The 11,492-nt window shown below is 53.6% G+C and carries 13 protein-coding genes; 10 read left to right on the top strand and 3 right to left on the bottom strand.

The features are described 5' to 3' along the window. Window positions 1-67 precede the first annotated feature (67 nt). Window positions 68-1,117, top strand: a complete 1,050-nt coding sequence (locus GJU83_RS04600; RefSeq protein WP_069184293.1) for a mechanosensitive ion channel family protein — start codon at window positions 68-70, stop codon at window positions 1,115-1,117. A gap of 40 nt (window positions 1,118-1,157) precedes the next feature. Continuing rightward, complete coding sequence (locus GJU83_RS04595; RefSeq protein WP_069184292.1) at window positions 1,158-1,541, top strand: DUF2750 domain-containing protein; 384 nt, start codon at window positions 1,158-1,160, stop codon at window positions 1,539-1,541. A 9-nt stretch (window positions 1,542-1,550) separates the two neighbouring features. Here the strand turns inward: GJU83_RS04595 and GJU83_RS04590 are convergent, their stop codons facing one another. After that, complete coding sequence (locus tag GJU83_RS04590) at window positions 1,551-2,192, bottom strand: SDR family NAD(P)-dependent oxidoreductase (RefSeq protein WP_069184291.1); 642 nt, start codon at window positions 2,190-2,192, stop codon at window positions 1,551-1,553. Between the two features lie 154 nt (window positions 2,193-2,346). On the opposite strand from GJU83_RS04590, the gene trxC reads away from it, so the two are divergent. Then, on the top strand, window positions 2,347-2,787 hold the full coding sequence (gene trxC / locus GJU83_RS04585; RefSeq protein ID WP_069184290.1) for a thioredoxin TrxC: 441 nt from the start codon (window positions 2,347-2,349) through the stop codon (window positions 2,785-2,787). 348 nt (window positions 2,788-3,135) lie between these two features. Beyond that, the gene (locus tag GJU83_RS04580) at window positions 3,136-3,762 is read left to right on the top strand and encodes a transporter substrate-binding domain-containing protein (RefSeq protein WP_227514570.1); all 627 of its coding nucleotides are present in this window, start codon (window positions 3,136-3,138) and stop codon (window positions 3,760-3,762) included. 247 nt (window positions 3,763-4,009) lie between these two features. Here the strand turns inward: GJU83_RS04580 and GJU83_RS04575 are convergent, their stop codons facing one another. Then, window positions 4,010-4,978: an integron integrase gene (locus tag GJU83_RS04575; RefSeq protein ID WP_069184288.1), complete on the bottom strand. Its 969-nt coding sequence runs from the start codon at window positions 4,976-4,978 to the stop codon at window positions 4,010-4,012. 363 nt (window positions 4,979-5,341) lie between these two features. Here GJU83_RS04575 and GJU83_RS04570 point away from each other — a divergent pair, with 363 nt between their 5' ends. The 6 genes from GJU83_RS04570 to GJU83_RS04545 all read left to right on the top strand — a co-directional run bounded on the left by GJU83_RS04570 (window position 5,342) and on the right by GJU83_RS04545 (window position 9,208). Next, window positions 5,342-5,722 (top strand): hypothetical protein, encoded by a 381-nt coding sequence (locus GJU83_RS04570; RefSeq protein ID WP_083231843.1) that lies wholly within the window; start codon window positions 5,342-5,344, stop codon window positions 5,720-5,722. A 94-nt stretch (window positions 5,723-5,816) separates the two neighbouring features. Further along, the gene (locus tag GJU83_RS04565; RefSeq protein WP_069184287.1) at window positions 5,817-6,434 is read left to right on the top strand and encodes a hypothetical protein; all 618 of its coding nucleotides are present in this window, start codon (window positions 5,817-5,819) and stop codon (window positions 6,432-6,434) included. A gap of 103 nt (window positions 6,435-6,537) precedes the next feature. Then, entirely contained in the window at window positions 6,538-6,927 is a 390-nt protein-coding gene (locus GJU83_RS04560) for a DUF6228 family protein (protein WP_069184286.1), read from the top strand. Between the two features lie 110 nt (window positions 6,928-7,037). Next, window positions 7,038-7,676 (top strand): hypothetical protein, encoded by a 639-nt coding sequence (locus GJU83_RS04555; protein ID WP_044630829.1) that lies wholly within the window; start codon window positions 7,038-7,040, stop codon window positions 7,674-7,676. Between the two features lie 215 nt (window positions 7,677-7,891). Next, window positions 7,892-8,377, top strand: a complete 486-nt coding sequence (locus GJU83_RS04550; RefSeq protein ID WP_069184285.1) for a DUF3592 domain-containing protein — start codon at window positions 7,892-7,894, stop codon at window positions 8,375-8,377. A 132-nt stretch (window positions 8,378-8,509) separates the two neighbouring features. Further along, window positions 8,510-9,208, top strand: a complete 699-nt coding sequence (locus GJU83_RS04545; RefSeq protein ID WP_069184284.1) for a crotonase/enoyl-CoA hydratase family protein — start codon at window positions 8,510-8,512, stop codon at window positions 9,206-9,208. Window position 9,209: 1 nt separating this feature from the next. Here GJU83_RS04545 and GJU83_RS04540 read toward each other — a convergent pair whose 3' ends face one another. Beyond that, window positions 9,210-11,411: a LemA family protein gene (locus tag GJU83_RS04540; protein WP_153633833.1), complete on the bottom strand. Its 2,202-nt coding sequence runs from the start codon at window positions 11,409-11,411 to the stop codon at window positions 9,210-9,212. Between the last annotated feature and the right edge of the window lie 81 nt (window positions 11,412-11,492).

The raw sequence follows: 11,492 nt of genomic DNA, 5'->3' as shown, positions 1-11,492 counted from the left end.
ATGGAACGCGGCGAGCCAGGAACATGCTCGCCGCGGACTCTTCTGATCGAAAGCTCCTGGAGGGCTGATGCTGGAATCGTTTGAAGCCGGTTTCACGGCGTGGTTGTGGCCGGGGTTTACGGCGATTCTGGCGGTTGCGGTCACCTATATCGTCTACCGGCTTGCCCTCGCTGTGTTCCGGCATTTTTCCGAGTCCAGAACGGTTATCCGGTTGTTCCTGGATGCGGCGGCGCGGGCGCTCGGTGTGGTTTTTTGCCTGCTTGCGCTGGCTGGCTCTCTACAGACTGCACCACCTGATCTGCCCCTGATGGCGGCGGTCCAGCAGGTGACAACCCTGTTGCTTGTGCTCGCCATTACCTGGGCGGCGGTTCGACTGACCTCAGCCATCGGCGAGGTCATTGTGGCGCTCAATCCGGTGCTGGAAGGGCAGTGGAAACGGGCGCGCAAGGTCGAAACCCAGACCCGCTTTCTCGTTCGGGCACTGAACATCCTGATCGTTATTATCGGCCTGGGCGCGGCCCTGATGACCTTCGAATCGGTTCAGCATATGGGCGCAAGCCTGCTGGCTTCTGCCGGCGTTGGCGGCCTGATTCTTGGCTTCGCGGCCCGTCCGGTATTGAGTAATCTGCTGGCAGGTATGCAGATCGCCCTCACTCAGCCCTTCCGCATAGACGATGTCCTGCACGTGCAGGGCGAGTGGTGCTGGGTGGAAGAAGTAACAGCCACCTATGTGGTGTTGCGGGTCTGGGATCTGCGCCGCCTTGTAGTGCCACTGCAATGGTTTATCGAGAATCCCTTCCAGAACTGGTCCAGGAATACCTCTGAGCTGCTGGGAACGGTCTTTGTCTGGGTCGACTACACCATGCCGGTTGAACCGCTCAGACAAGAGTTTGCCCGCCTGCTGAACGAGTCGGGACTCTGGGATGGCGAATTTTCATCAGTACAGGTAACCGATTCCAGCGATCAGGCGATCCAGGTGCGGTTTCTGATGAGCGCTGCGGATTCCAGCAAGAACTGGGACCTGAGATGCGCGGTTCGGGAGGGCATAGTAACCTTCATCCAGGAACACTACCCGGCCCAGCTACCGAGGCTCCGGGCCCGTGTGGTCGAATCCTGAGCCCCGGTTGGAAATATTTAATAGGAGTGGCGTACCCGACATGAGCAGTAACGAACAGAATCAGGTAATGGAAATGGATGGTGAAGAGCGGTACGACTACTTCCTGAGCCAGGTGGCCGAGGACCGGGAAATCTGGATTCTGGTCAACAACGACAGCCGCTTCCTGAAGATTGCCTCGGACGACGGCGATGTGGAATACCTGCCGGTTTGGCCCACTGCGGCCTTTGCCTCCGAGTATGCCAGCGGCGGCGAAGAGCTGACGCCTCGAAGCATTTCATTGCCCGATTTCTTCCGGAAGTGGGTTCCCGGCTTAACAAAGGATGGCCTTGATGTGGGCGTGTTTCCCGGCCTCGATAAAACGGTGTGGATCACCGAACCTGCAGAGCTCAAGCAGGATCTGCAGGATGTGATGTCCGAATTCTGAATTCGGGCCTTAACGTCTGGCCGGAGCTGAGGCGCTTCCGGCCAGTATGCCGCCGTCGATGTTCAGCTCGATGCCTGTCACATAGTTTGATTCGTCTGAGGCAAGATAAAGAGCCGCATAGGCGACATCCTCGGGCCTTCCCATTCTGCCAATCGGAACGCCGGCCTTACTGGACGCGTAAGCAGCCGCCCCGGGAATACCAACAATCCCCGATCTTGAGGAAATGTTGACGATGCTGGCGGCCCGGGAAGTCTTCATCAGCTTGATCCCATACTTGCAGCCCAGTGCAACACCGTTAAGGTTCGTTGCATGAACGGTCTGCCAGGAATCAAGATCGAGGTTTTCCGGATCGTGAGGCCCGCTACTCTCCAGAAATCCGGTAATGCCGGCGTTATTCACCAGGATGTCCAGGCCCCCGAACTGCTCTTCGATAAAGCTGGCGCAATCGATCCACTGGGTTTCATCGCTCACGTCCAGATGGAGATAGTGCATGTCGAATTCTGAGCTACCAACGAGTGCCTGACCCTGCTGATCGTCAATATCTGACACGATGACCTTCGCTCCATGCTTGGCGAACTGAACGGCGATCGCCTCACCAATGCCTCTGGCCGCTCCGGTAACCAGAGCCGTTTTGCCATCGAGTCTTCTCATGCTGAACCCCTGTATGCCTTATGCTTTCCCACTCTTGCTGATCATTATGGTCGCAAACGGCCGGTCTGGCGATGCGAGCGTGAGCGCTGCAGCTTGATTTCCTGCCGTCTGCCCTGATCATCTTTACCAGTAAACACTCTGAGGGTAATGAATCATGACTGACATCCGACACCTGGTTTGTCCCCACTGCCATAAGGTCAATCGAGTACCGGAGGAGAAATTGTCAGCCGGCGGAAATTGTGGCGCCTGCAAACAGCCGTTGTGGCCGGATCAGGTTCTGGAACTCACAGACCAGAGCTTCGCAGCCCATACCGGGCGCAGTGATTTGCCGGTGCTGGTGGACTTCTGGGCGAGCTGGTGTGGCCCCTGCAAAATGATGGCACCGCAGTTTGAACAGGCCGCGAAGGACTGGCGGGGCAAGGTACGGTTTGCCAAGCTCAATACCGAACAGGCCCAGGGCCCCGCCAGCCAGTTTGGCATTCGTAGCATCCCCACCATGATCCTGTTCCAGAATGGCAGGGAAGTGGCCCGCCAGAGTGGCGCTATGAATCAGGCGCAAATCAGTCAGTGGCTGCAGTCCAAGGGTATTCGATAGCCCTGGCGAGACTGTTTGTTCTTTGGCCGGTCATTAAAACGCAACAATTGCTGAGGCCCTGCCATTGCAGGTCTGAAGGCACCTATCCGAACGCTTCCCACAAAGTTATCCACAGTTTTTGTGGGTAAAGCTGACTTCGCAGCGATATCGACTTTGTCATGGCATCTGGCCGGAATTCGAGCCAAACTGTCTTTAACCAGTAAGGCAGCGTTGGGCAAACGACGGCCTTACCCGATTGATCACTTCAATGGGGACCGAATGAGAGTAGTTCTGTTTTTTGTAATGGCAGTCTGGCTCCATCCAGTTTCTTCCCAAACGCTTCAGATTATGGGATCGGATGAGGGCTTTATGCCGTTTTATTACGGCAGCGAACTCAAAGAGGGCATTCTGGTCGAGGTGATCAATGACTTCACGATGGAGACTGGTATCTCGGCCGATTTCCTCCCGATGGCTCGTAAACGCCAGGCCTGGGCGTTGGAAAGAGGACTGGCCAACGCGGTTTTTGCCAACCCGCTATGGATGCCTCTGCCGGACAGAATGCACGTCGTTGGGCCGCTGTTGACCTGGCGCGATCGTGTGTTCGCGCAACCAAGCCTTAAAACGGACTCCTTCGATGACCTTGAGGGAGGCATCTGCCTTCGCAGATGGTTTGTCTACAGTGATCGACTCGAGGAGCGGATCGGGAGCCAGCTGGTGCGCCATGACGCATACAACACCCAGCAAATGCTGCAAATGTTTCTGCGCAACCGCTGCGATTACATCGTCATGAACGAAATGGAGTTCCGGTTCTTGGCGCAGCTGGGGTCCATCGACCCGGACCGTTACAGAACCGAACTGATAGACGCCGAATGGCCGGTCTATCTCGGGATACTCAAAACCGAGACGGCACTGATTGAAGCGGCGGAAGCTTTCTTTACCACCTACAAGATTGATGTGGAGGCCATGCTACCCGGACTGCAACGGCCAAGCCTTTAATGGTGCAAGATCTGGCCGCTGTGGGTCCAGCACAGAGGTGAAGAGAGTGGTGTTTTTATCTTTCATACTCAGACTGGCTCTAATGAGTCCCTCCCCCATATGGCACAAATCAGCCGCATAGCATTATTCCAACAATGAACGGTCATTCTGTGACCGGTCGAGAGCCTCAGCTTCTAAACAAAAGCGAACATTCACAGTGCCTCAGATCTTCGGCTCTTTCTGCCCTGGTTGGGCGCTTGGTCATTTCTCAAGAACCCGGCAAACGATCAAATGGACTCACAGTTCCTGCTCTTCGATCACCAATAATATGGGTGTAGATTTCAGTCGTCCGAATATCGCTGTGGCCGAGGATTTCCTGGACTGTTCGGATATCACTTCCCGATCTCAGTAGCTCAGTGGCAAAAGCGTGGCGAAAAGTATGCGCCGTCACCCGTTTGGTAATTCCGCTCGCTTGTACGGCCTGCCTTAATTGCCGCGCGTATGTCGAATGATGAAGGTGATGTCGGCAAACATAGCCTGCAATGGGGTGAACGCATCGTGTTGAAGATGGGAATAGATACTGCCAACCAAAGTCTTTCATGACTGGTCCGTACTTCTTATGCAAAGAAGCCGGGACCGACGTGAGCCCGAATCCCTCGGCCAGATCGGACTCATGGATCGCACGCGAATGGGCAATCTGCCGCTCTATGTTCTCTCTCAAATTGCCGGGAAGAAGGGTATATCGATCTTTTCGGCCCTTTCCGTTGAACACCAGCAAGTTCCGGCTTTTCAGGTCTATGTCTTTTATACGAAGCGAGAGAGCTTCGCTGATCCTCAGGCCACAGCCGTAAAGAAGCGCAGTGATTAGCCAATACTCCGCTTCCATATTCCCCAGAATAGAAGCGACTTCCTCTGCGTTGAGAACCGTGGGCATGCGCCGGGGCGTTTTCGACATTTTGTATTGCAGGTTTTCGATCTCCCTTTTCAGCACATTTTTGTAGAGGAAGATTATGGCGCAGAGTGCTTGGTTTTGGGTGGCGGGGCTGACCCCTCGATTTACGGCGAGATGATTCAGGAAACGCTCAATTTCGTGATTGCCCATCACTTCGGGGTGCTTCTTGTCATTGAACAGAATGAACTGACGGACCCAGTAGAGATAGGTTTTCTCGGTTCGATAACTGTACTGCTTCGTCCTGATTTCTGTGCGAACCGATTGCAGAAACGGTGATTTTGACACAGTCGCCCCTCCGTGGCTTAGAGCTGTATATTTATACAGTCATAATGAAAAAGCCCCGAAAATGCCAAAATTCTGCGGTTTAATTTGCATGAGGCTGCACATTTTTCACAGAGCACTCTAGTAGCTCATTGATTTAGATTCGAAAATTTTTGGCCTTTTGGATTTAACTTGCAGAAACGTGCAACAATAACTCGCGTGCAAACTTTCCACAGAGTCAGGAGAGTAAAAGCTCCTGAGAGCCGGAGGGTAAGGGTCTGAAAAGTCAAGATTATCCGGGGCGTGACTCAGTTTTGGACGGGGTGGTGGCATTGCGGTTTAATAAGAATTCAGACTAATAAGCTGTTATGCAAGGAAGACATAGTTTTGAGAAAGCTGTTTGAGGAAAAGCTCTACGTTAAGGTTTCACGGAATCGATTCGAAATAGCGAGAGTGACAGGTGATCCGTCGGTCGAAATTGTTTCATCCCCGGAGCCTTTCAGTACCTCTCGTCTGCTAGTTGGAGAGTTTTCGCGAGCCGAGCACGAGCTGAGGAAGGGCATTCAAAAGGTGCTACCCAAGACTCTAATCAAACGAAGCCCCGCGGTTTTGATTCACCCTTTGGAAATGACTGAAAACGGACTTTGCCAAGTGGAAGTCAAGATATTGCGTGAGCTAGCCCTTGGGGCTGGCGCCCACAAAGTAGATGTATGGGAGGGGAAAGAGCTAACCCCCTCGCAAGTCATCGAAAAACTGCAAAATGCATAACAATCCGCATCAGTACGCGGCCGATGGCCGCCGGACGCCACTGTCGTGGCGCCGCTGTGCTCAGCGTTAGCACCAATAGGGAAAGGAGGCATCTGTGGCAGAGAAGAAAATCCAGGAGCAGTTTGGCCAGGTTTTTATCGACGCGATGGCCGAGTTTGCGAAAAAGGACATCAAAACTACATCAGAGCTAGAGAATGATGAATTCACGCATGTCCAAGATCAAAATATACGCACAGCTCTAGCAGAAACGCTTTATGGCGCAAGATGGCTGTATAAGCTTGGGCTGGCTCTGCTCGCAACCGACGAAGAACAGTATGCCCATGTGAGAGCTCAAATTATTGATTACGCATCTATCTGCGAAGCGCTTCTTGCGGATGTGATCTGCCAAGCCTACCAAGCTAATTCGCTGCAAGGCACCCAGTATCAGTATTTTGATATACGCCAAAATAACGCTATGCGTTGGAATCGAAGAAGGCCTCTAAATTCCATCAACAACACTACCTTTGAATGGAGAATCAAAGTTGCAGAGGAATCTGGAATTATTGATTCTCAACTGACTCGAAGCCTCAATGGAATGCGCGATAAACGGAACACTGTCCATCTCACCAGAAAAATTACTTCAGGAGTAACTTACTGGGCAGGTTTTGCAAAACGCAGTCATACCACTATGTATGAGCTGATCAATCAAACTAAGAGTTGGGCCGGAGTATGATTTTCGCCTCGGGCAGTGCTAACCAAGGGCTGCAGCGGACCGCTTTTCCGGCGCGGGGCGCCTCCAAATCGGCCGCTGAGCCCAGGCGTTAGAAGTAGGAAGGATGGATGCAGCAGTCATAAAATCAGGGAGCACATCAGCCTCGCTTACTTTCTGCGAAAGAGATGCTGATTACTTTTCTGTGCGCTACGACAGTCCTGCCGTAAAGCTGGAGAAAAGAGTTTGGGGTTATACCGACTGTGATTTGTTGGTCAATTTTTTCGAGTTCATCGCAAAAGAATGGAAAGGTTGGCAAGGCCCCCAAGTGTGGACTTCCATCGAGGGCGAGCTGGAGTTAACCGCAACCTCCGATAAGCTTGGCCACGTAATGCTCAACATAAAAGTAAGTGAGTTTGATGGTCCTGAGTTATGGAGTTCAAGCGTCAGTCTTGTGCTGGAAGCAAGCCAAACGGAAAGGGTGGCCAAATCGGTAAAGGCGTTCTTCGCAAACTAGAACTTCTAACAAGTTGTTGTAGTTTGTTCCGGCCCGTGGCCTCCACCGGACGCCCCTGTCGGGGCGCCGCTAAACAAAAGCGTTAAGGCGAGTCATGGAACTGATCGATTGTGCTTGAAATTCTGAAGACAAAATTACAAGCGATTGATAGCGAGTCTGAGTCTACGGCCCGCACGGAGATAGATGCTTATTATCAGTCTGCTAAATATGATGGAAATCGGTTTGTTGTTCCTTCATTTCAAAAGGTCAGCGCTGTTTGGTTAAAGCTGATCGCGGATAAGGAAAAATTGTCAAAGGATGAGCTTGCGAAGGTTCTGAGCCACCAGAATTCTGAAATTAGTTCCAAGGAAATAGCTGAGCTTAATGGTCTGATCTCAGAGCTCTTTGATGATTCGAGATATCTTGATCGGCTCAGCGGTTTTTCGGAGGGCATCGGTAGAAAGGCTGCGTCCTACGGAATTCAGTTCGATCCAAGTGTGTATCGGTTTGATTTACATGAGAGTGCTTATCGAGTGGGGGTCAAGAACTCACTACGGAAAGCCCGTCGTGTACTTACCGCTGAAGTCTCTTTGCATAGCCTGCCGAGTACTCCTGAGTCGGTAAAAAGGATAAAGGTATGGCTTTCATTCATGCGGGCCAGGCCATGGCAGTTCTTAATTTTCGCATTCGCTTTGCTGGGTTTTGCCTTACTGTCCAGTATAGGGCTGCCAGATATCTTAGGATGGCTCAGCGAATCGCCAAAGCCTTAACAATCGGCTGCACGGCGACCGATTTTCCGCCGCTTCGCGGCTCCAAACCGGCGTGTGAGCCGGGCGTTATTCCCAAATCTGAATGTTCGCTTTGCGACCGTTGCGTGAGTTTAGTCATGGCGAAATAATCACGCTCAGCATCAAAAAATCTATTCTTCCCCCTCAAAAAGATAAAGAGAATAGGCAGGCCATCCTCAACCAAAAGAGCAAACCGCGTGGAATACCTGATTACGATGTGGGAGCTGGCTAGAGCCGGTGAAAAGCAAGGTGTCATGTTTTTCATTGCGCTCTACTGCTTTTTGATCATGAGCATTTCGCTCTTCGGCCAGTTGCGTATGAGGCAGTGGCCTTCAGTCACAGGCAAATTACTGGACGGAGGCACCCGCACCTTTGGTGGAAGTGATCGATATGATGCTGATACGCGTTATGTTGTCAGCGCCCTCTATGAATATGAGGTCCACGGCAAAAGGTATCAGGGCAAGCGTGTTTCACCTTGGATCTTCGTCACCAATCGAAACGCCAGGGGTATTCTCGAGCATCAGTTCAAAAGCGTGGATCGGCAGGGGGACTTGGTTAAGATTTTCTATAACCCGAACAATCCCAAGAAAAGCACGCTGTTGAAACCCGGTAAATTCGGACTCTGCGTATCTTTCGCGATTTGGATCGGCCCGCTGCTTACCTACTTTGCCTCCTATCATTGAACCCTGAGAATAGATCTGACAGTTGCAACTAAGAAGACTAATTGATGTTGAATCTTGGGCTCGCGTGTCACACAATCAAGTTCAGTGAAGTAAACAAACACTCACTTTAATTCCGGTAGAGAGGTAGTACAGGTGACTGAGCTGGTAAGTTATGACTTGAAAGACGGTGTCGCTACGATTGCCATCAGCAATGGCAAGGCCAACGCCCTGAGCCATGAGGTGTTCGAGGGGCTCAATGCCGCGCTGGATCGGGCAGAGCAGGACAAGGCCGTTGTGATCCTGACTGGCCAGCCTGGCGTTTTCTCTGCCGGCTATGATCTGAAAGAAATGCAGAAAGGCCCCAAAGAGGCCGCCACGCTGGTCAAGACTGGCTCCACCTTTACCCGTCGTCTGGCGGCGTTCCCCTTGCCCATTATTGGTGCCTGTAGCGGCCATGCCATTGCCAAGGGTGCCTTCATTCTGCTGTCAGTGGATCACCGCATTGGTATTGAGGGGCCTTTCAAACTCGGCCTGAACGAGGTTGCAATCGGCATGACCATGCATCATGCCGGAATCGAAATTGCCCGCCATCGACTGGCGCCTGCGCACTTCTATCGCTCGGTCGTGAACGCGGAGATCTACAACCCCCAAGGAGCTGTAGAGGCGGGCTTCCTGGATGAGGTGGTCGCCCAGGACAAGCTGGTTGAGCGGGCCACCGAGCTGGCGCTCCACTTCAAGACCCTGAACATGCGCGCTCATCGTGAAACCAAGGTAAAGGCCAAGGCGGACTATCTGGCGCTGCTGGATCGTTGCATCGAGCAGGACGCCGAGCACCTCGGCCTGAACGGCTAGTTCAGGCTTCGGAACCAAACTGGGCTGCTTCGCGAAAACGGAACAGTTTGGCGAGGATTACGTCGGGGAACGACTGAATCCGCGTGTTGTAGATCATGGCGCTCTCGGTGTAGCTGTTTCGCAGTAGCGAAAGATAGTTTTCCGTCTCTGCCATGATCGACATGAATGTCTGAATCACCTCATTGTTCTTCAGGTCCGGATAGCCTTCGATCCGGGCCTGAAGTGCGTTGGTTACCTTCTTTTCGAACTGCATCAGCTTGTCTGCCTGCCCGCTCGAATTCATCTCGGCAGGGTCAGCGTTGCGCAGCTGGGCAATGGCTTTCAGCAGCTGTTTTTCATGGGCCAGAGACGCCTTGACGACGTTCTCCAGGTTGGGCCACAGGTCATGGCGTTGCTGGAGAATGGTATCGATATTGGCGGCTGACCGATCAACGCGGTTTTTCAGAAAAACAATGTCGTTGTAGTGCAGGATGCCGGTGTAAATGAGCAGTACAAACGGTACCGTCAGTGCCGACAGAATCAGGTTGTCCGGGCTGAAACCGCCGTCTGCCGCAAACAGGGCGGTGGTTGCAAACAGGAACAGGCCGAGGGTCAGGGCAATGCCCGCAAAACCCCGTGCTCCGCGGTCCAGCACTATGTCCTCTTCTTCGTTGCCACTGATCAGGAAGGGTGAAGCTTCGTCCTTCTGGATTGTGAGTCGGTCCGGCCTGTCACGGTCCAGGCCGGCAAAGCCCAGGCAGTAGACGTTCACGAAGGTGTCGAGGAAGCGCACAGTGTAACGCCTCTCACCTTCGCGCTCTGAATGGTATTGCGGGTATTCGATCTTCGCACCGTCTGGCTGTACGAGAACCTTCCCCTCGTTGTCCTCAAGCCAGAAAGGTACGCTTTCCTGGCGATGCTCTATCACACGCCATTTTTCGTTTTTTCCGGAGCCACGCTTCTCTTCCACCTTGTAATCGAAGGCCACGCATTTTTCGTTTTTCAGTGGGTCACGAAGAGGCGGGTGGTCATCATCAACATCCACCATGGCCTTGAGTTCAGAGAGACCAAAACTGAGCCCGCGGGTGCTGCTGGTGGGAACCGCCTCAATCAGGCGCTTGAATTTGACGGTCCGGATCGACAACCACAGGAGCAACAGGGCAGCAATAATGCTGGCTGCTGCCAGCCCCCTGCTGGTCCAGGCGTGCTGATATCGGCCTTCGGGCTGGCTGGCCACGATGGATTGGGCCATGCTGGCTGTCCTTTCATCCAGCTCGGGAACGGGCAGGCGATTCTGGACCACGCTCCGGAACATCCATCGGTCCAGCCAGCCACTGGTGCTCTGGCGGATCAGTTGCTGCAGTGCGGCCACGTCGGCAAGCACCAGTGGCTCGGAGCTGGCTGCATCCAGCTGTTGATAGCGGGTTTCATACAAATCGGCGATGGCCGACCATTCCTGCCGGAGCTTGTTGATGCCAAGCACTGATAGAGTTCCTGACACCGCAAACGTCATCACCAGGACGTAGACCCAGAATCGGTGAATCTTTACGAGGGGCAGCAGTAGCGCAACGCCCAGCGCCAGCAGGCCGGTTGCGATGGAAATGCGGATGGCAGCTTCGAAGAACCTGTCGCCACTGTCTGCGGCCAGGGTATTCCTGGAGACCATAGCGGGCAGACTGAAATCATCCAGGCCTGCAAAGCTGATGGACGAAGTATTGCTATCGTACTGGCCTATTACTCTCGCTGTGTGGCCCGGAACGAGGGCCCACTCCGAATAGATTCGTCGGCCCGATTGTTGGCGATAGGTTCGGTCCAGGGCCCACTCGGCACTTTGGAGGTTGCCGCCTGCGGCCACGGTGACGGAGCCGGTCTGGTCGCGCAGCAGGAAATCCCGGCCGCGGGAGCCGGAATCCAGGGTGCGGATGCGCAGATCACCGTCGGAGTCGCGATACTCCTCCTCAAGCTTGTAGCGATAGTAGACCGCTCCGGTCTTGGAGTAGGGCGTTTCCAGGGTTCCCAACTGATCGGTGACTTCGCCGGCGATGACATAAGGGCCCGTGGTCAATGCTCCAACGGGGGTCTCGGGAAGTCGTTCCAGCTGCCGCGCCTCGGTGAGCTGGCTCAGACCGGTGGTCATGGCGTAGTAGCTGCCGGCCAGGCAGCCGATTGCGAGAATGGCGGTAATGATCCGGCCGGGAATGCTGGCGATGTTGAAGCGCCTCATGGCGGGAGTGCCCCTGTGCTACTGGCTTTAAGGGGCAAGAGTATAAAGTATCCGGCTTCGTCATACTGCCAATCCAGTGGC

It is taken from the genome of Marinobacter salsuginis (genome assembly GCF_009617755.1).
Classification (GTDB): domain Bacteria; phylum Pseudomonadota; class Gammaproteobacteria; order Pseudomonadales; family Oleiphilaceae; genus Marinobacter; species Marinobacter salsuginis.
The sequence above is the reverse complement of the archived record's forward strand: the minus strand, read 5'-3'. Positions and strand labels throughout refer to the sequence as shown.